The organism is Nostoc sphaeroides (assembly GCF_003443655.1).
Taxonomy (GTDB): domain Bacteria; phylum Cyanobacteriota; class Cyanobacteriia; order Cyanobacteriales; family Nostocaceae; genus Nostoc; species Nostoc sphaeroides.
The window spans coordinates 4,845,160-4,868,390 of the sequence record NZ_CP031941.1 but is presented as its reverse complement, the minus strand read 5'-3'; the positions used below and the strand labels follow the sequence as shown (position 1 = coordinate 4,868,390).

Annotated in this window: 19 protein-coding genes, 1 tRNA gene and 1 other annotated feature; of the genes, 4 read left to right on the top strand and 16 right to left on the bottom strand. The window is 41.7% G+C overall.

From position 1 onward, the window contains the following. Positions 1-378: 378 nt before the first annotated feature. The 13 genes from D1367_RS21680 to rplS form a co-directional block, all read right to left on the bottom strand. Complete coding sequence (locus D1367_RS21680) at positions 379-1,080, bottom strand: hypothetical protein (protein ID WP_118168195.1); 702 nt, start codon at positions 1,078-1,080, stop codon at positions 379-381. A 192-nt stretch (positions 1,081-1,272) separates the two neighbouring features. Continuing rightward, the gene (locus D1367_RS21675; RefSeq protein WP_118168194.1) at positions 1,273-2,466 is read right to left on the bottom strand and encodes an MFS transporter; all 1,194 of its coding nucleotides are present in this window, start codon (positions 2,464-2,466) and stop codon (positions 1,273-1,275) included. Positions 2,467-2,478: 12 nt separating this feature from the next. Next, positions 2,479-3,051 carry a Uma2 family endonuclease gene (locus D1367_RS21670; protein ID WP_118168193.1) on the bottom strand — a complete coding sequence of 191 codons (573 nt, stop codon included), beginning with the start codon at positions 3,049-3,051 and terminating at the stop codon, positions 2,479-2,481. Between the two features lie 265 nt (positions 3,052-3,316). Beyond that, complete coding sequence (gene recQ / locus D1367_RS21665) at positions 3,317-5,476, bottom strand: DNA helicase RecQ (RefSeq protein WP_118168192.1); 2,160 nt, start codon at positions 5,474-5,476, stop codon at positions 3,317-3,319. Positions 5,477-6,141: 665 nt separating this feature from the next. Then, positions 6,142-6,753 (bottom strand): hypothetical protein, encoded by a 612-nt coding sequence (locus tag D1367_RS21660; RefSeq protein WP_118168191.1) that lies wholly within the window; start codon positions 6,751-6,753, stop codon positions 6,142-6,144. 636 nt (positions 6,754-7,389) lie between these two features. Continuing rightward, positions 7,390-7,776 carry a 50S ribosomal protein L7/L12 gene (gene rplL, locus D1367_RS21655; RefSeq protein WP_118168190.1) on the bottom strand — a complete coding sequence of 129 codons (387 nt, stop codon included), beginning with the start codon at positions 7,774-7,776 and terminating at the stop codon, positions 7,390-7,392. 97 nt (positions 7,777-7,873) lie between these two features. Then, the gene (gene rplJ, locus D1367_RS21650) at positions 7,874-8,488 is read right to left on the bottom strand and encodes a 50S ribosomal protein L10 (RefSeq protein ID WP_118168189.1); all 615 of its coding nucleotides are present in this window, start codon (positions 8,486-8,488) and stop codon (positions 7,874-7,876) included. A gap of 63 nt (positions 8,489-8,551) precedes the next feature. After that, positions 8,552-8,724, bottom strand: a sequence feature (ribosomal protein L10 leader region). Between the two features lie 129 nt (positions 8,725-8,853). Next, a complete protein-coding gene (gene rplA / locus D1367_RS21645; protein WP_109009994.1) occupies positions 8,854-9,567 on the bottom strand; it encodes a 50S ribosomal protein L1 in 714 nt (237 codons plus the stop codon). 138 nt (positions 9,568-9,705) lie between these two features. Next, the gene (gene rplK / locus D1367_RS21640; RefSeq protein ID WP_100898684.1) at positions 9,706-10,131 is read right to left on the bottom strand and encodes a 50S ribosomal protein L11; all 426 of its coding nucleotides are present in this window, start codon (positions 10,129-10,131) and stop codon (positions 9,706-9,708) included. A 6-nt stretch (positions 10,132-10,137) separates the two neighbouring features. Then, positions 10,138-10,779 carry a transcription termination/antitermination protein NusG gene (gene nusG, locus D1367_RS21635; RefSeq protein WP_118168188.1) on the bottom strand — a complete coding sequence of 214 codons (642 nt, stop codon included), beginning with the start codon at positions 10,777-10,779 and terminating at the stop codon, positions 10,138-10,140. Further along, positions 10,779-11,000 carry a preprotein translocase subunit SecE gene (gene secE / locus D1367_RS21630; RefSeq protein WP_118168187.1) on the bottom strand — a complete coding sequence of 74 codons (222 nt, stop codon included), beginning with the start codon at positions 10,998-11,000 and terminating at the stop codon, positions 10,779-10,781. The genes nusG and secE overlap by 1 nt, the downstream gene beginning before the upstream one ends. 327 nt (positions 11,001-11,327) lie before the next feature. Next, positions 11,328-11,400 (bottom strand) — tRNA-Trp (locus tag D1367_RS21625). A 147-nt stretch (positions 11,401-11,547) separates the two neighbouring features. Continuing rightward, positions 11,548-11,910 (bottom strand): 50S ribosomal protein L19, encoded by a 363-nt coding sequence (gene rplS, locus D1367_RS21620; RefSeq protein WP_118168186.1) that lies wholly within the window; start codon positions 11,908-11,910, stop codon positions 11,548-11,550. Positions 11,911-12,064: 154 nt separating this feature from the next. Between rplS and D1367_RS21615 the strand changes: the two genes are divergently transcribed. Beyond that, on the top strand, positions 12,065-13,009 hold the full coding sequence (locus D1367_RS21615; RefSeq protein ID WP_118168185.1) for a glycosyltransferase family 2 protein: 945 nt from the start codon (positions 12,065-12,067) through the stop codon (positions 13,007-13,009). 819 nt (positions 13,010-13,828) lie between these two features. Then, entirely contained in the window at positions 13,829-14,887 is a 1,059-nt protein-coding gene (locus tag D1367_RS21610; protein WP_118168184.1) for a glycosyltransferase, read from the top strand. A 5-nt stretch (positions 14,888-14,892) separates the two neighbouring features. On the opposite strand, the gene D1367_RS21605 is transcribed toward D1367_RS21610, so the two are convergent. From D1367_RS21605 to D1367_RS21595, 3 genes are all read right to left on the bottom strand, one after another. Further along, on the bottom strand, positions 14,893-15,555 hold the full coding sequence (locus D1367_RS21605; RefSeq protein WP_118168183.1) for a hypothetical protein: 663 nt from the start codon (positions 15,553-15,555) through the stop codon (positions 14,893-14,895). 716 nt (positions 15,556-16,271) lie between these two features. Further along, a complete protein-coding gene (locus D1367_RS21600; RefSeq protein ID WP_118168182.1) occupies positions 16,272-19,538 on the bottom strand; it encodes an efflux RND transporter permease subunit in 3,267 nt (1,088 codons plus the stop codon). 125 nt (positions 19,539-19,663) lie between these two features. Continuing rightward, positions 19,664-20,968 (bottom strand): efflux RND transporter periplasmic adaptor subunit, encoded by a 1,305-nt coding sequence (locus D1367_RS21595; protein ID WP_420819814.1) that lies wholly within the window; start codon positions 20,966-20,968, stop codon positions 19,664-19,666. Positions 20,969-21,828: 860 nt separating this feature from the next. Here D1367_RS21595 and D1367_RS21590 point away from each other — a divergent pair. Both D1367_RS21590 and D1367_RS21585 read left to right on the top strand, forming a co-directional pair. After that, complete coding sequence (locus D1367_RS21590; RefSeq protein ID WP_118168181.1) at positions 21,829-22,368, top strand: phycobiliprotein lyase; 540 nt, start codon at positions 21,829-21,831, stop codon at positions 22,366-22,368. A 294-nt stretch (positions 22,369-22,662) separates the two neighbouring features. Beyond that, a complete protein-coding gene (locus D1367_RS21585) occupies positions 22,663-22,992 on the top strand; it encodes an RNA recognition motif domain-containing protein (RefSeq protein WP_118168180.1) in 330 nt (109 codons plus the stop codon). Positions 22,993-23,231: the final 239 nt, after the last annotated feature.

Genomic DNA, 23,231 nt, shown 5'->3' with positions numbered 1-23,231 from the left:
TCATATTTGATTTTTGAAATTCTCTATGTGGTGCGCGTTCATGTTGGTAAAGCCTCTCGTAGAGAAGCGTCTCGCAGAGAAGCGCGATAGGCGGGGAATAGTGAATATGGAATCACGCTTTTCAAGCTTTACAGAGATTTTTCAGAAATCAAATTATAGTCCTATATAATTTTTAATGTGGATTAAACAAAACGTAAAAATTATGTTTCATAGTGTGCGTTACGCTTTTAGATAACGCACCATATCAATGTAAGGATTATTAATTATGAATGCAAGGCGCTAGTACCGCAAGGCGGAAGTCACGCATTCACGCATAATTGTATTCCAAGCTTTTGCGCCATTTTCAATGGTATGTTTATTTACGCCGTGCTGTACTAGCTAGCGATATTCTTTTTCTGGTACTCTAAAGGCTGCATATTTCCATTCATTACCCTCTAAATATTCAATTTTAAATTCTCCTTTAGTTAATAAAGTTATATCTTTAAGTTTTACTATCGCATTTTCTCCTAATAAAATACATTCAGAATTACTGGTGGTAGGTTGGTTTGGTGTTGTATTTATTTGATTAATAACTTTACGCTGCAATTCTTGATACTGTTGCTCAGTTATTAGTTTAGAATCGTATAGCTTTTTTATTTCTCGTAATTGGGTTTCTATATCTGAGCCACCTTGATTTGAGACGTTATCGATTTTACAAGAATCTGGTTTAAAAGCAATTTTTCTGACAGGATGATCCCACCATTTAGAAACCTGAGTTAACCAATTAGTTGTTCTTGTAGTATGTACTACTTTTACTTGATTATCACTTATTTCTAAACGTACCCAATCAGTTGATCTTTTTTGAATCAAACCAGCAAATCCCCAAGACAAGACACTTCCTACTGAAACACCAGAATCTGCTAGACGAAGCTTAATAACTCTAGGTTCTATAGCTTGTGCTATTTTAATTTGCTCTGGAGCTATAAAGCTAATATTATTAGCAAGCAAAGCAGGATTTTTTTCTGTCGCAGTCGAAGGCTTTAGGGCTGTAGAATTTGCAAGCAATACTGCTGCTATCAAAATGCTAACTTTATTGCTCATGATTATTTTGTATTGTTTGTCTCATTAAATTACATGTAAATTAATATACTATAGTAATTAATTTAAGCTTGTCAATAAGAAAATATTATAGCGGTTCTCACTCTTCTCACTTCGGTGCAATACAGTGGTCATAAAATTTAGTTATTGGTGCAAGGCGATGTCTTACAATAATATTCAAAAATGAAAGTTTGATTATTTATTATTTGTTCTTGCTGTAGTTGTTTTAGGTCTGACGATAATAAAAAATGCGATCGCAGTAAAAAATAACATTTGCCAAGTTACCAAATTCCAACCACCGAGATTCCAGCATAATAGACCAATGCTAGTACCTATAGAACCGCCGATAAAATAGGTAGTCATGTAAACTGTGTTGATGCGACTATTCGATTGAGCATCAAGAGTGTATATTCTTGCGACATTAGTCACTTGGGTTGCCTGTACACCTACATCTAGTAACAATACAGCAACAGCGATCGCCAGTGCAGAATTAGCAGCAATTTTAGCAATTACTAAACCTGCAATCACCATCGAGACAGCAAGAGTTAAGGAACGTCGGGAGTTACCTTGATCGGCTAGTTTACCAAAAACTGGTGCCATTAATGCACCGGCGATCGCCACAAAGCCATACATCCCAATTGTGTCAGATTGAAAATTAAAAGGCGCTCCGCTTAAATGGAAAGTCAGCGTTGTCCAAAATGAGCAAAAGACACCAAACAATAACCCACTAATTAAAGACGCTTCTCTTAATAATGAAAAACGCTTTAGTTGATGAAGTGTTGAACTTAATAACTCTAAATAATAACCATTAAATTCATTTTTGACACTAGGCAAATATATATTTAGCAAGACAATAACAATTAAAATCATTCCTGCCGAAAATCCATATACATAACGCCAACTTAACCATTCAGCAATATATCCACTAAAAACCCTTGCTCCTAAAACTCCAATCAATATACCAGTAAAAATGTTGCCTACGGTTTGACCTGTAGTTACTCTATCTATACTTGCTGCTAAAGGTAAAATAATCTGAGCGGAGACTGTCGCAATCCCAATTGCTATGCTCAATATCCAAACTTCGACGATGTTTTGTGAAAACGTCATGCCTATCAACAAACAGAACAAACATGTCAATAAGCAAAGAATTAATTTTTTCTTGTTGATTTTATCGCCCAAGGGAATTAAAAAGAAAATCCCTAAACCGTAACCAACTTGCGTAAGCACAGATATGCTACCCGCTTCGCCTTCACTGACTCGAAAAGATGATGCAATATCTTTAAGGATTGGCTGATTATAATAAACGTTAGCAACACAAACACCAGATGCGATCGCCATAATCAGTACCTGGACTTTAGTTAATGTGTTACTTAAGATTTGCTTTTCCATTAAACCTAAAATTTATACAGGAAAAAACTGGTTTACAGTACAGCTAAAACCAGGCAATAGAGGAGAAATTATATTATCACTACTAAATAGGGTTGCTACCAAATTAAGTTGAGTTTGTTCGCGCCGATAGACCTCTAGTTTACGCGATCGCCAATCAGCAATCCAATATTCTTTTACTCCTCTAGAAGAATAAAGCTTAAGTTTAGCTTCCTTATCCCGTCTTTCGTCTGACTTGCTAAGAGACAAAACTTCGATTACTAAATCTGGTGCGCCAGTTAAATGTCCCGCTTCATCCAATGTTAGCGCCAAGGTTTCCTTTGTAGCCCAAACTACATCAGGAATCACATTATCTGATTCTGAAAACAAAACGCCGGGGTTTATCACAGCTTCTCCTAAACCAGTAGACTCTGACCAAATGTTAAGCTGTTGGAAAATCATGCCACAAGTTTGCTGATGTTTAAAGTGAGGTGCCCTGGTCATAAATAATTCTCCATCAACTATCTCGTAGCGCGTCCCTTCATTTTCTGGTAACAGTTCTACATCCTGAGTTGTCCAGCGTACTCCTGTATTAAGCATCTGACTCATCGGCTAACTCCTTTAATCTTGCTCTTGTATTTTAACTATAAAAGGATGTTTGTAAAGTCTCAATTCATGCTAGCTCGCTCTACTTAATTTCTTTAATTTCAGTGCGTTTCAACGCACTTTAGTTATGAGCAATCAATTTATTGCAGGGCGGGAAAACAACGCAAAACCAATGTTTTAGGGGTGGTGGGTTTAGCTAGAGAGTGAATTTAGCAACAGTCTCATTCTATTAGCCGAATACTTTCAAACATCCTTTAAAGTTTAATTATCACTTACGATTTTCACGCCGCCACTTACCCCGTACTAAGCGAATTTCATCATAAGTGTAGCTTTCGCCTAGTTGTTCTCGAATTGGCGTTAAAGAGATATCACCAAGCACTTCTAAAACTTGCCAAATTTTTTGTTGATGTTCAAGAGGTACTAACTGATTTATATCTACAGGCTGATTTTTTTCAATCAAATCTGTCAAATGACGAATAATTGTTGTGGGGCGAATATTACGTTTTTTGGCAATTTCATTAACACTAAAACCTTGTTTATGTAATTGTAATGTGAATATTTCTGTCTCAGAAGGTAAGCTAACAGAGGGTGTAAAACTAACTTGGGGTGGATCTATCAAACCTTTTTCTTGGCGGTAGGCGCGAATTTCTGCGAGGAATTTATCGCCATATTGGGAAAGTTTGTGACTACCTACGCCGGAAAGTTTACCAAATTCGGTTAGTGTTGTGGGTTGTACCTGTGCCATCAATTTTAGGGTAGAATCCTGAAAGACAACGTAAGGTGGTACAGATTGTTCATCAGCAAGTTGTTTACGGAGCGATCGCAACCTCTGCATTAACATCTCTGCTTCAACAGCCTTTTCACTCCCTTCTTCCCAAGTAACCTTCTGTGCTACGGGAACAACAAGGGAAACTGTACGCTGTCGCCGCATCACTTCCCAACTGAGGGGGTTAAGTTTCAAAACTGAGTAACCATCGCTAGTCTGTTCTAGCAATCCTTGATGTAAAAGCGATCGCGCTAACATTCGCCATTCATCTACGCTCTTATCTTTGCCAATCCCATAAGTAGAAAGTTTATCGTGTTCATACTGGATAATTTTGTCTTTTTTTGCCCCCCGCAACACATCAATAATGTGCAGCATCCCAAATCTTTCTTTACAACGCGCCACACAAGATAAAAACTTCATGGCTTCAATTGTCCAGTCTTGCATTGGTTTGGGATGACGGCAATTATCGCAGTTACCGCAATTACCGGGAAAACGTTCCCCAAAATAACCTAGTTGAATTGTTCGCCGACAAACAGTACCTTCAGCATAGTCAATTACCTGACGCAGTTGTTGTTTAGCAATCAACTGTTCTTGGGGGTCAGTTTTTTGGTTAATACTCCATTCAATGGTTTTAATATCACCAAAGCTGAAAAAAAGTGTACAACGTGAAGGTTCACTATCCCTTCCCGCCCTACCTGATTCTTGATAATAACTTTCTAAATTACGCGGTAAATCAAAGTGAATTACTAACCGCACATCTGGCTTATTAATTCCCATTCCAAAGGCAATTGTTGCCACCATGACGCGCACATCATCCCGAATAAATCGAGTTTGATTGCTGCTGCGTTCTTCATCAGTTAATCCGGCATGATAAGATAAGGCAGAAATTTTATCATTTTGCAATTTAAAGGTGAGTTCATCAACTTTTTTGCGCGTTAGGCAATAAATAATTGCTGAACCTTCATTTTCTCGAATAAGTTCTAATAATTCAGCATACGCAGACTTGGTTTTAGAACGGACTTCGTAATAAAGGTTTTGGCGATTAAAGCTAGCAATGTGGATACTGGGTTGCTTTAGCCCTAGTTGTTGGATAATATCAGCACGGACGCGATCGGTTGCTGTGGCGGTGAGGGCGAGTGTAGGGACATCAGGATAGCGTTTCCGCAGAGATTTCATCTGGCGGTATTCTGGGCGGAAGTCGTGTCCCCACTCAGAGACACAGTGGGCTTCGTCAATGGCAAAAGCCGCAATGCCAATTTTTTCTTTGACTAAATCGAGAAACGGGAGAAATCTTTCACTCAACAGACGTTCTGGGGCGACGTAAAGTAATCTAACTTTACCACTGAGGATAGCTTCTTCCCGCGATCGCACCTTATAGGGATTCAGACTACTATTCAAAAATGTGGCGTTAATATTATTATTCCGCAGTCCTTCCACTTGGTCTTGCATCAAAGCGATTAATGGCGACACTACCACAGTTAAGCCTTGTTTGATCAATGCAGGTAACTGAAAGCACAGAGATTTTCCCCCGCCCGTAGGCATGACAATCAATAAATCCCGATTTTGCAGCGCATCTTCGATAATTTGCCGTTGTCCGGGGCGGAATTTGTCATAACCGAAGTGATATTTTAGCGCTTGTTCGAGATGGGGATACTGAAGCATAGCGATCGCTTTTTCCGGGGCTGTCTGCGTGAGTAGTTATTGAAGATATCAGGATTTTAACTCACATCACCGGCAGTGTTGGGAAGCCCTGCGTTTCTGGAGTGCGTAGGCGCAGCCCGCCGTAGGCATCGCCCGCTCATTAAATATCATACATGAGCGTAGGCGCAGCCCGTCGTAGACATCGCTTTTCTTTTGAGACAGTTGCGAGAAAATTAGCGATTTTACTTGTATTGAGCTAATAAACATCCTCATGAGTACCAACGTCTAGCAAAAGAACAACTTGTTCCTCACCAAAGTCCTCGCGCCGTGGAAGTTCCTGGCTTTAGACATGGCCCGGATTTCTCACAAGCAATAAAAAATGTCTTACATGACCTCATGTAAGACATTTTTTGATACATTATCAATTCAAATTTAAGTGTGGAGATTAATTAAGTATAAAACCGTGATACAAGGATAAAATAGTCACTATGTTTGCCTTGGTACTGAAATCGAAATGCTCTGTTGATAAAATTGAGCATTTAAAAACTAAACCGCGTCTACCTTGAAAACCGTAGTTTTCTAGAATTAGGTTAAAGCTGAGAACTCAAGCCACAACCGAATAATACACTCTCCTTAAAAACTCCAGGTTTCAAAATGGACGAGGTTTAGACTTAGATAAAACCAAGCTAAACTCTAGTTAATTTAGTTTGTAGCTCTTTTTTTCTTAAAGTGCTATAAACTCCAAATAATCCCAGAGTAATCAGAGGAAGGATAGAATTATGTTCGGGAACAGAAACTGGACCGGCAATTTGTTTTAAATTTAAATTTCCTTCAAGTCTAAGTGCAGAATCAAAATGACTACCACCGATTGTAAAGCCAAATGTCTGACCAGCAGAAATATTGCTAAAAGTATAACTACCAGATTCATTAAATCCAGCAGATGGGGAACTACAGCAGTTGATCGGACCAGCGCTGTATAAAGTTGTGTTTGGATTAAAAGTATTGAGGAAGGCTGTTACTTGGAAGTAAGAATGGAAACCTGTATAGTTCCAGTCAAAATTATAATTACCATCAGTATTTGCTACTGTCGAAATTGTCCAAGTGTTTGTATAAAAACCTTCTGTACCAGGTAGATCATAACTTAAATTATATTCATCTAGATTGACTTGTTGGGTATTAGTTGTTCCTGGTCCAGATATTGTCCAATTAACTGGAGTGAAAGTACTAGCAAGGCAGTTAGGTGCAATACTTAATGTTAAAGCTGTAGTACAAGCAATTACCTTACTTATAGTCTTCATAGTTGATAGTGAAAAATTACTGCCTTGATTTTGTAATAAACTAACATTACCTCTAACAACCGTTTATAAGCTACATACATGTCACAAAGCTTAACCTGTTATAGCGTTTTTCAAGTAACTGAGGTACACCAAAATCTTGTTTACCAAGGTTAGTAGCTTTGAAAACGTACCTCACCAGGTCGGGAACCGCTATATCACGGGATGATTTTATTACTGCTTATAGCGTTTTCCAGGCTACTGAAGTACAGACGAACCTTTTATATCAAAACAACTAGCTTTAAAAACGTACCTCACTAGATTGAGAAACGCTATATGAACAGGTATAGAAATATATAGCGGTTCTCAATTGCGTGAAATACAGACCTAACCCCCAGCCCCTTCCCTACGTTCGCGCAGCGTCTCGAAGAGAGGGAAGGGGAGTAAGCATCAAAGCCTCTCTCCTTTTAGGAGAGAGGTCAAAATGTATTGCATCCAAATGAGAAGCGCTATAGTAGCTGCGATCGCCATACTAGATGCGGAGAGTGCGAAGATTTTGGCGAGGATTGACCGAATGCTATGCAGTTGACATTGAAGAAAAATCCCAAAAAAGGAGCCTAATTTAGGCTCCTTAATAAAAAACTGGTAATAGAATTGTGACTACTTAACAGTCACCTTACCGCCAGCTTCTTCGATGCGCTTCTTAGCATCTTCAGCAGCATCCTTAGCAATACCTTCTTTAACAGCCTTGGGCGCAGCTTCTACCAAGTCTTTAGCTTCTTTCAGACCCAAGCCGGTCAATTCCCGGACAATCTTCAGTACGGCAATCTTCTTATCAGCTGGGACAGATTCGAGAATCACTTCAAACTCGGTTTGCTCAACAGCTTCCTCAGCAGGAGCAGTAGGACCAGGGCCTGCAAACGCTACGCCAACAGGTGCAGCAGCACTCACGCCAAAAGCTTCTTCAATTTGCTTAACTAACTCAGAAGCTTCCAGCAAAGACAGTTTTTTTAGTTCTTCTAAAATGTTATCGGTTGCAGCAGACATTGATATAACTCCTGTAATTTTGATTGATTATTTATTAGTCATTAGTCATTAGTCATTGGTCATTAGCTTTTGACTGTTGACTGATGAACCACGAAGTCTATTCAGCAGCACTTTCTGTGCTGCTATCAGCAACAGCTTCGGCTTCGGTGCTGCTATCAGCAACAGCAGCACTTTCGGTGCTACCACCACTTTGCTCTTGTTCAGACACAGCCTGCAAAGCGCGAGCCAGTGAACCAGGAACTTCATTAATACCCACAGCAATCTTGGTAGCCAAGGCGTTGATAGCCCCAGCAATTTGGGCGATGAGTTGTTCCTTAGATGGCAAGTCTCCTAGTACCTTGACATCAGGTTCTTTGAGTAGGCGACCTTCCAGTACACCACCACGAAGTTCTGTCTTCTTGCTGACTTTTTGAAATTCTTGGTAAGCCTTAATTGCCGATGAAAAATCTTCTTTTACCAGCAAAAAGGCGGAAGAACCGTTGAGCAATTCCGACAAAGGCTGCCATTTTTCATCATCTTTAATGGCAATACCCATTAGAGTGTTCTTCGTCACTTTACAAACAGTGCCACTAGGACGCAGCCGCCGCCGTAAGTCTGTGATTTCAGAAACTGTTAGCCCCTGATAGTCAATTACCAGTGCCAGAGTTGACTGACTCAAAGTTTCTTTGAGGTCAGCTACTATCTCTTTTTTATTTTCTAGTGTTCTACCCATTCCAATCTCACCTCCTTAAAATAATCGGTGAAGTGCCCTACTTGTACGTTTCTTCTAAACCTGAACCCAAACAACAAACCCCAGCTAATCTAGCCGGGGTCGAGTATTAAGACTCTTGACGCCATAGTTATCACACCTTTTTTTATGGGTGGTAATTCTGACTATTAGAGTTTTAACCTCGGCAGGATATTTAAGCTATTAGCACCTGCTGTCTCCGGCTTTGCCTATTTAATTTAAAGTTAGAAGTGAGGAGTTAAAAGTGAGGAGTGAGGAGTGAGGAGTTAAAAATAAAACTTATAACTTATAACTCTCTTAATTCCTAACTCATAACTCCTAACTCATAACTCCTAACTCCTAACTCTTAGTTAACCAGCTTCGCTCAGTTTCAAATCTCGTAGGGCGGTGACATCAATTTTAATCGATGGCCCCATTGTGGCTGACACATAAAATGTGCGCCAATAACGACCTTTAGCCCCTGAAGGACGGTTACGGTCAATCGTCTCCTGCAATGCCTTCAGGTTGACTAACAAATCTTCAGGCGAGAATGTTGTCTTACCAAACATAACATGGACAATGCCAGTTCGGTCAGCTCGGAATTCTAATTTACCAGCTTTGAATTCTGCGATCGCACTTCCTAAATCAAATGTTACGGTTCCACCTTTGGGCGATGGCATCAAACCACGCGGCCCAAGCAACTTACCCAGCTTTGCCACCTGTGGCATCACATCGGGTGTGGCAATCAGCTTATCAAAATCCATTCTACCTTTCTGGATTTCGTCAATCAGTTCTTCTGAACCGACTATATCAGCACCAGCGTTGCTTGCTTCGTTGACCTTTTCGCCTCTAGCAATCACCGCCACCCGGACGATTTGTCCAGTACCTTTGGGCAGTGCTACCGTTGTCCGCAACTGTTGGTCTGTATACTTAGGGTCAATTCCCAGCCGGACATGCGCTTCCGCAGCTTCGGTAAATTTAGCTGTTGCTGTCTCTTTGAGAAGGGCTAAAGCCTCTAAAGGATGATAGTCCTTATCTTCTACTTTTGCTTGCAGTCCTTGCAAACGACGCGATATTTTTGCCATTTTTCTCTCCTGGGGTAATTCCGAAGCCTCGCCTCTCCCCCGATACAATTTTGGATTTTAGATTTTGGAGTAGCAAGTTAGGAGTAAGGAATGAGGAGTTACTAATTTAAAACTCATAACTCATAACTCATAACTTTTTTAGTCTGTGATTGTTACACCCATATTTTTAGCCGTTCCTGCCACAATCTTCATTGCCGCGTCTATGTCGTTGGCATTAAGGTCGGGGAGTTTCGTTTGGGCTATTTCTTGCAATTGGGCTTTGCTAATTGACCCAACCTTCTTTTTGTTGGGTTCATTCGAGCCTTTTTCAACCTTCGCCGCCTTCCGAATCAACACTGATGCTGGTGGCGTTTTGAGGACAAATGTAAAACTCCGGTCTTCAAAAACCGAGATTTCTACAGGTATCACCATTCCAGCTTGGTCTGCTGTTTTGGCGTTGTACTCTTTGCAGAACATCATGATGTTAACGCCATGTTGACCCAGCGCGGGCCCAACTGGCGGTGCTGGGTTGGCTTTTCCAGCATTCAGGGCCAGTTTAATGACCGCCACTACTTTCTTCGCCATTTGTATTTAACTCTGTTTCTCTACCTGATTAAATTCCAGTTCTACTGGTGTATCCCTGCCGAAAATTGAGAGCAAGGCTTTAAGTTTACTCCGTTCTGGAGAAACTTCAATTACCTCGCCTTCAAAATCTTTAAATGGGCCAGAAAGCACCATTATCTTATCACCAGTAGCCATGTCAATTTTGAGAACTGGCTCTTGTTCGCTGGTTTGTTTGAATATGCGTTCGACTTCTGAAGAACTCAGTGGTATGGGGTTCACATGACCGCGACCCTTACTGCTACCACGTTTTTGTTCTGCACCGACAAAGTTAATAACATGAGAGGTGTTTCGTACCACCTGCCAGGTATCATCATCCATCATCATCCGCACCAGCACATAGCCAGGGAAAACTTTTTCTTCTGTATGCTGGCGACTGCCATCTTTGCGGATTTTCACCGCCGGCGTTTGTGGAATTTCTACCTGAACAATTTTGTCGGCTACATCAAAAGTTTGAATGCGTTGCTCTAAGTTAGTCTTTACACGCTTTTCACAGCCTGAGGCTACTTGCACTGCGTACCAGCGTGCTTCTTTTGACGCTGTTTCTGCTGTTTCTGCTGTTTCCTCCGACTGGAACGTGGAGTTGCGAGGTTCCTCTGTTGCAAAAGTCATCAGAACACCTGTTTTGCTGCCCAACCAAACAATCCATCGACCAAGTATATCAAAGATGCGGAGAGTGCAACCATTAACAACACAGCGGCGGATTCGCTCACTATCTGTTTCCGACTGGGCCAAACTACTTTTTCAAGTTCTTCTTTGGTTCCCTGTATGAAGTTGTTAAAGCTAAACCCATTTGTGGTTTCTGGCAATTCTGCTTCACTTTTTTTGGCCACGACCCTTAATTCTCCCGTTTGTCACTCAATTTTGGATTTGGGACTTCGACTACGCTCAGTCGAACGATTTTGGATTTTAGATTTACCTCATGCTTTAAGACAAAGGCACTCAACTTCAGATTTTGGGTTGTGCATTTGATTTTTTGTCAATCCAAAATTTAAAATTTAAAATCTAAAATTTGTTCATCCACGTTTGCAGTTTCGACTTTATTTCGCTTACTGAAAGCAAAACAACTACAAATACAATAAGTTTACCCGAAATTATTAACGCTAACTGCTAATATAGCAGTTGCGTAATTATTTCGGGCTTTGTTTTTTGCTCTTGAGCGCGCCCTGGAGGACTTGAACCCCCGACATCAGGTTTTGGAGACCTGCGTTCTACCAACTGAACTAAGAGCGCACAAGCTGTTTTTGATTCAGTTATTGCGCTTAACTAATGTTTTCAGTTTAACGCAACACGCGATTTTTATCATACCTCAATTTCCTTGATAAAACAAGTTAGCGGCAGATGCCGCTTAAGATTTCTCTCATACTATTGAAGGACGAATCACAAAGGGCGGTCAAACCGTTGCTTGATCCGGGTTGCCTTACCTACGCGATCGCGGAGATAATACAGTTTAGCACGGCGTACCTTACCACGACGTAATACTTTGATGCTGTCAATCCGGGGAGAATGCAACAAAAACACCCGCTCAACACCCACACCTTGAAAAACCTTACGGACTGTAATCGTTTCGTTGATGCCACCATTGCGTTTGGCAATCACTACTCCCTCGTAGGGTTGTACACGGTACTTTTCGCCTTCCTTGATTTTGACTCCGACTTTTACGGTGTCGCCCACATAAATGTCGGGCAGATTCGATTTTAGGTGTTCCGCTTCAATCGAGCGGATAATCTCTTGAGCGTTCATAGTCTTTGGTGTCTGCTTAAAAAAATCTCACGATCATCAATGATAAATCGATAATCCTATTTCAGTCTACTTGTTAGTATTGATAATTTTACTGATACAACAGCCTAAAGTTCAAAGCTATATTGCAGAATGCCGTCACACAGGGGTGAAATTTATGAAATTTAGCGTCGTCATCAGTACCTATAATCGCTTGAATTTGCTGCAAAGAGCAATTGATTCGGCTCGTAACCAAACCATTGAGTGCGAGGTGGTTGTTGCCGATGACTGTTCTTCTGACGATACGCAAACCTATATTAAAAGCTTAGGGGACAAGGTTGTTTACCATTGTAACGAAGTGAACCTTGGCCATGCAGCAACGGTAAATGCTGGAGTTGCCAAAGCTAGCGGCGACTGGATTAAATTTTTAGATGATGACGACTATTTAGCACCTAACTGCATAGAAGAGATGATTAAGGCGATCGCACTTCGTCCCGATGCTGTAATCTGCTCTTGTGTGGCGGCTCAGGTGGATGGTAATGAAGTTGAACTTAGTCGCACCCCCCAAGTTGGCCCCGGTTTAGCTTTTTATATCCCCCAAGCCGATATTCATTACGGTATGCTATTAGAGCTTGTACCATTTGGCACGCCTGTACAAGTAGCTTCGCGACGTGATGCTTTTCTGCAAACTGGTGGTTGGGACTCTACACTCGATGCTAACTGTGATGATATCGATTCGTGGATTCGGATTGCCCAGTTTGGCGATGCTATTTTCCTTAATCAGTGTCTTGCTTACCGCACTGTCTGGCCAGGTGCGTATAATCAAAAGTTTTCTTTGTCTCGACGGTTAGCTACAAATATTTTGATGAAGGAAAAAATTTACGCCTTGGTAAATGAGCAACATCGCTCCAAAATTCCTCTTTTTCAGGATATAAAAAATTACCTGAAACTTCATTGGGTTTTAGTAGCATTGAAACAAAAAAATATCAAGAGTTTCCTTTCAATGATAGATCCTTCTATAATTTCTCCTCAGTCTTGGAAGTTTTTGCTAACTGCTGCCTCATCACGCCGCTCTCAGGGAAACAATTCTCAGATTCGCAAACTTGTGTTGATTGAGTCGTAATTTATGATACCTAGCAAAACACCCAGATTAAATAATTCGTGATTCGTAATTCGCAATTCGTAATGGGCTACGCTAACGTGAATTTTGTTTTGCATTAGCGTTCGCGCAGCGTCTTGTAGAGTTGCGTTAGCGAGTCCGCGTACCCTTACTCTTAAGCAAGCTACGCGTAGCGTCTCGTAGAGAGCGTCTGCGGATTGTAACCCCAACGCAAAACTTGCTACCTGTCTTATTGAGGTATTAAACCCTTTCATTTACTGTCATATTCTTCATTCCGTGAAATCCTTAAATCACTTAAATCAGTGATAAAAATTGAGTTTGTAGTGTTTGCGTAGTCCCTTCTACGAGACGCACTCGCGTTCACTAGACTTTTATTCTCTGTTTTGGCGATGTATTGAATAATATTTATATATGTGCTGTGCTGCCCTAGAGTCCGATGTCAGGGTATTGGCTCATGCTGGTTGATCGTATTGGGGAATAGCAAAGAAGGCTGTAGCAACTGAAATAGCAGATTTAGTCTGGAGAATTTTAGAGTTTTACCCCGATTTATTGAGCCGTTACAGAATAAGTCTTTAAGGCTAAGTGACTGATTATAAGTGCTATAGCGGTTATCGATTGGATGAGAACACCAAAGTCCTTGCTGTCAAATCATTCCAGCATTTTTTTTGTATCTCACTGAACTGCACACCGCTATAGCGATCAGTAAGTAGTGTCAATTATACGCACTACTGACTACTTTTGAGTTGTCGTTGAAGACCTCAATAATTATGTTGATTTATACTCAGTTACTTATCTTTATTTTTTATACATATCTCAAAGATTATGCGAATCATCCATATTTTGAACCACGTTCAAGAAATAGGTAACGGTATTGTAAATGTAGCTGTGGATTTGGCTTGTTTACAGGCAAAATCTGGTTATGAGGTAGCGGTGATTTCTGCTGGTGGTGAATATGAGAAATTACTAAATATATATGGTGTTAAACATTACCAACTAGACCAAACTAGAAAACCGATAAGTATTATCAAAGCGGCTGTACGTTATAGAGCGATCGCAGCAGAATTTCAGCCGGATATTGTTCACGCCCACATGATGACGGGAGTTATCCTAGCCCGCATTTTTAAAGGGCATAAATATGCTTTAGTTTCCACAGTCCACAATGAATTTCAGCGTTCTAGTTTGTTGATGGGTTTAGCTGACAGGGTAATTGCTGTCAGTAAGGCTGTGCGAGATTCTATGGAAAGGCGTGGTATTTCAGAAAAAAAGCTGCGGATAGTATGTAATGGAACTTTGGGCAGTCCCCGCACACGACAAATACAAGATTATCAACCTTTACCATTACAACGTCCAGCGATCGCAACTGTAGCCGGAATGTATCAACGCAAGGGAATCGCTGAGTTAATCGCTGCTTTTGAACAAATCGCCTCAGATTTTCCCCAAGCGCATCTTTATTTGGTAGGAAATGGCCCTGATAAACAGCTATTTGAGGCACAGGCACAAGCAACTTCTGTAAAAGAACGTATTCATTTTGAAGGTTTCCAGGCGGAACCTCAACGCTATCTGATATCTTGTGACATATTTGTGCTAGCTTCCCACCGCGATCCTTGCCCGTTGGTGCTTTCGGAAGCTAGGGAAGCGGGAACTGCGATCGTTGGCACTCAAGTAGACGGGATTCCTGAAGCTTTGGACAATGGGGAAGCAGGGCTTTTAGTGCCAGTAAAAGATAGTAATGCTTTGGCTGGAGTTTTAGTAAAATTACTGAGTAATGCCGATATGTTGCACGAATGGAAACAACGGGCAAATCACAACCTAGAGTGGCTGAGTGTTGCCCGCGTCCATCAGGAAACACTGGCGGTGTATCGTGAATTAATTGCTGAGTGAGAGCTTTAACAGTGAAGCGATCGCTTTACTTTGAAAGCTACACCTAAAGCGCCAAAAACTAGTACACCCAAAACATTAGTTGATTCAGGAACAGCGGTGTAATAACTAGCCACTCTGATTGGCCCATCTTTATCCACTTGCTCTGCTGGCACTGGTGGAATGATTCCAGCACCTGGCGATACATTGGGGTTGGTAGCGAATGGATTGTAAAACAGGGTTCCGTTTGGGATTACGCCACCACTAAAAGTGATGATGTTATCTTTTATGGTAATGTCTCTAAAAATATCCTTTAGATCAGAGTTATTAGAGTAACCAATCTTGCCATCTCCATTAACATCTCCCCACTGCACCGGCTCATTATTAAATACGGGAGTAGAATCTGGATTACTATAGGACAGCGTTTTTAAATCAAAGACCAAGCTTTCTATATCGTACCCAGTAGCATTTAGAAAGTTATTAGCTACATCTGAGACACCATATTCTATTACTTGCCCTGGTTGAAACTCTGGCCCAAGTGTTCTTGGGTTTTTCGTTTCGAGTATGTCTTCATTTTGAGTTGTCACGATGGGTTCTACCAAGATGAAGGCTCTCGCTGGTGTCAAAGACAAAAAACTAATTCCTACTGCTCCTAGAACAGATAAGGCTATTTTTGTTGTTATTGTAGTCATATTTCTGTCCTGTTTATACTGATTGAGAGAATACTATACCGCGTGAATTAAATTAAACAGCAAAAACCCGCTTTTAAATCGCCATCTAACTGCTAGATAAATAGCGGTTAATGTGTGCTTGCTGAGTGAGTTTATATTTACCAAGCCCCTTCGGGGCGGGAACAGGGAACAGGGAACAGGGGACAGGGAACAGAAAAAAAATTAGCCCCGAATATAGGGTTGAAAGCCCCTAAATTTATTTATGAAAAGAGATAAAAATATTTGAAACGAGATGGCGTAAGCCACGATGTTTCAATGCGTCCTTGTACAAATCCCCTGATTTTAATTATGGGGATTTCCCTGTTGCCTGTTGCCCGTTCCCTGTTCCCTGTTCCCTTTTAATCATAGATTGATTTATAAAACAATTCTTGTAATGCTTTATCAAAATAACTAGTAATCTTACCCAATCTTTATAAAAAATCTAAATTAGAACTTATACGTTGACAGATTAGACAATATGTGAATTTGAAAAAGCTGAGTTAACGCGATCTACCAACAAGTTTTTTTTGTTGGCAAATCACGTTAATTTAAATTCCAGCGTAGAACGTGTTGAAAAATTTAATCCTAAGCTAATCAGCATTCAAGTTGCTCGCATCAGGGCGGGCAAGATGCCCACCCCACAAGATATTGAGAAAATTTTCATCTGCAAATTAGATGTGTTTTAGCTTATGAGGGATTCAAATGAATTTTTTCGTAAATCCACGCAACCAAATTAATACTGGCTTCGCCCAATTCCCACCTAGCAAATCGTGTAGCAGAATATAAAAACAGGGGATGATAAACAATGTCAGCATTGTAGCGATCGCCATCCCAAAGAAAACTACAATCCCTAAAGGCTGCAAAAACTCAGAACCTTCGCCAATGCCCAATGCTAACGGGAACAGTCCCAAGATAGTGGTGACTGTAGTCATGATAATTGGGCGCAAGCGTTGAGGAGCAGCTTTCACGATCGCAATTTGGCGAGTACAATCAACTTCTTCCCGAATTTGGTTCGCCAGTTCTACCATTAAAATCCCTGCGTTCACTACAATTCCCACCAGCAGCACGACACCAACAATTACAGTTGCGCCAATTGCAGTTTGGGTAATGTAAAGTCCAAAAATTCCCCCAGCTAACGCCAGTGGTACGGTGAAGATAATTACCAAGGGGTCAATCAGCGAATTGTATTGCACCGCCATTACTACAAAGATTAAGAACACCGCCAACGCCCCCAAAGTTTTTAAAGCATCCTGAAGTTGCTGATTCGTTTCTTGGGCAGAACTAGGTACAATTGAAACGCCATCAGGTAAGTCTACATCTTGGAGTACTTGGTTGACTTCTGCGATCGCTTCACCAAGACTAGCTCCCTCGCTGAGATTACCTGCCACAATAAAAGCTTGACGCTGATTAATTCGTTGCACCTCACCAGGCGCTTGACCTTCTTGAATGTTCGCAACATCTGAAAGCCGGATTAGTTGATTATTTTCTGTAAATAGCGGTAATTGCTCTAGCTGGGAAGGACGCGCAATTGCTTCTTTATTTAGCTGCACCCGCACATCAACTAAACGATTACCGCGTTGAATTTGCGTCGGAACTGAACCTTCAATTGCTGTTTGAACTGTTGCACCAATTTGCCCGGCGCTCAACCCTAAAGCCGAAACCCTTTCCCAATCGGGGCGAATTTGGATTTCTGGTTGCCGGGGGTCGGCATCTGGTCGAAATGTCGCTAATTTTGCCCTTTCTTGCAATGCTTGCAGCACTTGCGCCCCTGCTTGCGTTAAGTTTTCTTCATTCTCACCTTGCAGAATCACGTCAACGTCTGACCCTTGCACTGGAGAATTACTCAAAATTAAACCCCGCACCTGACCAGGATTGAGGCGTAGCAGAATTCCTGCTAAGTTGAGTTTGTTAAATTCCTGAGTTACTTTTTTGACGAAGGCTTCGACATCTGTGCCTGGTTTTAGATTGATAGTGCTGCTGGCACGTAAAGGATTTTCTGTAGTATTGCTACCAAACAAAGAACCACCCACAGTTGTGAAAGCAGACTCAGTTTCTGGTTGTTTGAGCAAAATGTCATCGACAATTTGCATAACTTTCTCAGAAGTTGCTAAAGGTGTACCAGGAGGAAACTGCGCTCTCAAGGTAGCTTGACCAGTACTGATGCGGGGTAAAATTTCTTGGGGAATTTGACCAAACATAAAGAAGCTACTGCCGCCTAAAATTACCAAAGCAGCAATAACGACGAGGAGTCGATAGCGCAAAACCTTGGTTAAGAAGTTAGCGTATCCCCGCGTAGCATCTTCAAATCGGTGATTAAATTGTCTAAGCAGCCAAAATTCACTGATCCGACTAGACCAGCGAATTCCCAAGAGTCGAGAAGATAGCATCGGCACTACTGTGATGGCGACGACAAGGGAGGCTGCGACTGCGAAGCTAATTGTCAGAATCAGTTCATTAAATAGCAGTGCAATAAAGCCGCCAATTAACAGGAATGGTACTACAGAAACTAAGTTAGCACCTGTAGCAGCAACTAAAGCAGATTCTACTTCTTGGGAAGCATTAATGGCAGTGTCAATAAAGAATTTTGAATTTTTCTTCTGCCCCTCTGCCTCCATCTCTTTCTGATTGGGAGTCATCCCCGCTTTTTCGGAAATATTTTCTAGGATCACAACCGATGTATCAATTGCTTGACCGACTCCTAATGTCAGACCTGCCAAACTGAATACATTTAAAGTTAAGCCAAAGATTTTCATTAGAGCGATCGCTGCTAGAGTACACAACGGAATCGTTAAACTGATAATCAATGTTTGTCTGAATGATCCCAAAAATAACAACACTGCTGCTGCTGCTAACAATGCTCCAGAAATCCCTGAAAAGATGACATCATTTAAAGAATTGCGGATGAAAACAGATTCATCTGTGGTGGGACTCAAAGTCATGTCTGCTGGAATTAAACCCGATTGCCGTAATTGTTCAATTCGCCGCTTCACAGCATCTACAACTGTGATTGTGTTGGCTTCAGGCTGCTTTTGAATTGAAAATTTCACCGCAGGCTGACGGTTGAGATAAACAAATAGTCGCTGCTCTTCTGTATCATCAATTACCTCCGCAAAGTCTCGCAAATAAACGCGGCGAGAAGGTGCAGGGGAGGCAGGGGAGGCAGGGGAGGCAGGGGAGGCAGGGGAGGAAACTTCCAAGGAAAGGTTTTCAATTTCCTTGGCATTTTGGAAACGTCCTACAGTCCGAGTCAATGGTTCGGAATTTTGCCCCAGAATCCGACCACCAGAAGTATCTTGGTTACGGGCTGTTAATTCATCTAAGACATCATTTAACCCCACACCCAAGGCTTGCAATCGGTTTAAGTCAACAAGCACCCGTACTTCTTCCTCTGCACCGCCAGATACATCAACAGAGGCGACTCCCGGCACGACACTGAGTTCACGCGTTAACTCTTCATCAGCAAATATGCGTAAATCTTTACCTGGCAAAGAAGCAGATGTCAATGCCAATTCATAAACCGGCAATTGGGAAGGATCAACTTTAAATAAGCGCGGCTCCTCTATCGTATCTGGCAGTTGTCCTCTACTTCGGTTAAAAGCAGCAGTAGCATCGTTTAGGGCTTGGTCAATATCGCCCCCTGGTTGGAAGTATAAATCGAGGCTGACTTGTCCCTCACGGGTGCGGGAAAAAACTTGCACTACATTCTCGGTTGCCCGTAAAGCTTCTTCTAAAGGTCTGGTGATTTCATCTACTGCTACTTCTGGTGAAATGCCAGGGGCTTCTAGCCGAACCCCAATTCGTGGATAGGTAATTGACGGTAGGAGATCGACTTGGATCGTTGTGAGAAAAAATACTCCAATGACAATTACTGCCACGGTGAGCATGAGTGTGCCAATGTGTTGGCGGATTGCGATCGCACTAAGACTAAATCCGCCATTGCCATTATTATTGTTCGCCTGTTGCATGATACTAAGTGATAAGTGCTGACTGATGACTGATGACTGATGACTGATGACTGATGACGGTTAACAGTCAACAGTCAACAGTTAACGACATCAAAAGTGTTTATATACTTTAGACGCGCATCAGCTTATTGCTTTTCTGAAAGAATTGAAAGACTTACAGTGTCACCTTCTTTTAACGGCTTACCACTACGAACAACATAGCGCTCTCCCGTTTGCAAACCGGATAAAATTTCCACTCTCCCATCAGCCCTTTTTCCCAACATTACGGCTCGTGCTGTTACCTTGGTTTTGCCTTCTGTGTCAATGACTACAAATATTTCCCCACTTTGATCTTGTGAATTTGCTTCTGCCATCCCAGATGTGTTAGCTGGGGAAGACTGCTGTACATTTGTTTGCGTCTCCCCTGTACCCTTGGAGTTCTTAGTGCCTGCTTGTTTCTGAATCGCTGTTTGCGGCACGACTACGCGCTGTTGAGTCTGGTTTTCAAAATTGACTCGCGCCAGCAATCCACTACCAATCTTCCCTTGAGTGTTGGGAATCACTACTTCTACAGGTATCAACCGAGCTGTGGCATCGGCAGCTGGGGAAATGCGCGTAACTCTGCCAATTAATGTTTCGGTGGGGAAGGCATCTAAGCGGACTTGTACAGACTGCCCAACTTGAATTTGTGCTAGTTCTAATTCGGAAACTTGCACCAAGACTTTGACACGGTTAAAGTCGCCAATTTTTAAGACTTCGCTACCTGCTTGCAGAAGGTTGCCGGGTTCTGTCACCTTTTCTGTGACTATGCCATTGATGGGGGATGTCAGTTGAGCGTAAGAACTGCGCTCTTTGGTTTGGGCAACCAATGCCTGTTGGGCAACTACTCTACCTTGAGCAGCAGCGACGGCTTGCTGTTCTGTACGGACTTGTTCTTGAGCTGCCCGTAGTGCCTGGGCTGCTGTTTTTGCCTGGGTACGTGCTTGCTGGGCAGTTTGTTCAGCGATCGCTCCAGCTTTGAATAGATTCTGTTGCCGTTGTGAGTCTGCCTGAGCTTGCACCACTTCTAGCCGCAACCGTTCAACGTTTGCACGGGCATTGCTTACTTGATTGCTTGCTCTAGCTACTTCTGATTTGAGGGCTGCTAATTCTGCTTCTGCTTGCTTTAATTCGGTCAAAAGTATGGCATCATCTAACTGCCCGACGTTCTGTCCAAGTTTTACTGTATCGCCCACATCAAGGTTCAAAGCCAACAACCGGGCTTCTACCTGCGATCGCACTGATACAATCCGAAAGGCTGTTGTATTACCTGTATATTCTGGTTGTGTTTGCAGCGAATCAGTTCGAGCGATCGCCACATCTACAGGCGTTGCACCAGTGCGTTCTTTACTACCAGGACTCTGAGATTGGGCATCTGCTGATTCTTTGGGCGACGAGCCGCAACTTCCCATCAGCAATCCTATACCTAACAAACAAGAAATTAATAAACTTCTTACAGAGGTGGAGGAAAATAAGTAATTTTCTCTTTTAGCTTTTCCACCTGTTGCACTGGTGCTGTTTGCAAGAAGTCTACTCTTTAAATCTGCGTAGGCATAGCCCGCCCCAGCCATCGTTACCTCAGTCTTCACAACTGAATTTAACTGGATATTAATGAGCTGGTTGGCGGCTACCGAATCTGTTATTTTCACCTGCTTGTGCGGCTTATTCATATCCAAAATCATTTATTTTTCTCTTATTGGGGAGCTTTTGGGGTTAAACAGCCGTGTTTTACCAAGTAATTTTGAGAGATTTTGAGAGATTTAATTAACAAAAAACGGCGAGAATTTGTAAGCTGTCTAACAGTAAGTTTCTGTATCAAAAATTACTGTCTTCCCATAAAAATCAAAAACTTCTCGCCGCTCTACTTCTGACGCAGAGGTAGAAAATCTTCTTGCAGATTATAAATTATAAACTTAGTATAAATATTTGTTAGTTTTCTGAAATCTACCTATGGGACAAACCTGAGTTTTTCTAAAGATATGAAACTTTTTGCCCAATATCCTAAGATAAGCGGTATTACAATCATTACCTTTATTTTTACATATTACTTTTTATTCTGGCATAAATACTTGTATTTATAGTAGTTTATCCTCTTTATTAAGAATATTAAATATTTATTGCTTTTTTAGAGTTATAATGTATTGGAAAACACTATTTCTCTTAGCCCCCTTGCGTAATATGGCAAGAACAGGGAGATAAGTACCATAGCAACAACAGCAAGAATGAACTTTTTTGCCAGAAATATATTTGCATTAGGTGAGGAAGGTAAGGCGTGACATCATTGCTCAAAATTGTACAAACGACTGATGAATCCCAGATTTCGGAATTTTTCCAGGAATCAGAGGGGAAGTGGCGATCGCAACGACGCTACTACACCCTACCTACCGGAGAAACTAAGGAGATCGAGAGTATAGTCACGATCAATTTTTTAGAGCAGGGCTGTGATGAATTGCAAAAGCTAGCTCAGATGCATGATTTGTCTGATGCAGGTATTTTAATCTGTGGTGCGGTAGTTGTATGGGAAAGTACAGATGTGCTAAAGACAAAGAAAGAATCCCAAGGTTCAACCATATTTGGGGTGAAGGGAAACATTTTGTATCGCGATCGCGGTTTTGCCATATCCAAACCAGTCACCGCCCAGTATTATTTCTCCAACCCGAAAGCACTGTGTTTGCGAACTGAATACAACGGTTCAGTATTTGAGGAAGAGTTAAAGCTAATTGGCAGCAAATACCGCACCAGACAAACGATCATCTCTCGTGCTGATGAGCAGTTGATGATTGGGCAATATTTAGAAAATAGAATAGATTAGCTTCTTCCCCACTCCCTACTCCCTACTCCCTACTCCCTACTCCCCACTCCCCACTCCCCACTCCCTCTCTACGCAAATAATTTCAAAAATCAAAGCGGACTGCTATATAAATTTTTATAACAGTTTTGAAAATTTCCCCCAGAAAGTTAGTTGCTATGTCATCATGGGAAGTGAAATGAGAATTAATTCGGCGACAGTGTTTGTTTTTAGTATTGACAGGCTTTTCCCTTTTGGTATTACAGACTTATCTCCGAAATCTAAATCTCTACAAACTTACGATTTTGGAGACATTTAATGTCAATTTACGTTGGTAACCTCTCCTATGAAGTTACACAAGATGCCCTGAGTGCTGTATTTGCAGAATATGGTGCTGTAAGGCGTGTTCAGCTACCTACTGACCGTGAAACAGGCCGTTTACGCGGCTTTGCTTTCGTGGAAATGAGTTCAGAAGATGAAGAAACCAAAGCCATTGAAGCGCTTGATGGTGCTGAATGGCTGGGTCGTGACCTTAAAGTGAATAAGGCCAAGCCCAGAGAAGACCGAGGTGGAGGTGGTTCCTTCGGTGGTAATCGTGGCGGTGGTGGCGGTGGCTACAACCGTGGTGGTGGCGGTGGTCGCTACTAAACTCAGGCGAAAGTCATTTAGTTTAATCTAGAAAAGGCTCAGGCAGAAATGCTTGAGCTTTTTTTTATTCCGGTTCAGTTAGCCATAAAAACCTTAACCTGCGTAGGTTGAGTTGAAAGAAGTGAAACCCAACCTATTGCTGGAGTTAATTATACCTTTGATAAGACGGCTTGCGCTAGCAAAGCATCTATAGGACTAGTATTTGATTGCGTGAAATACACGTAGTGTCATGACACAGC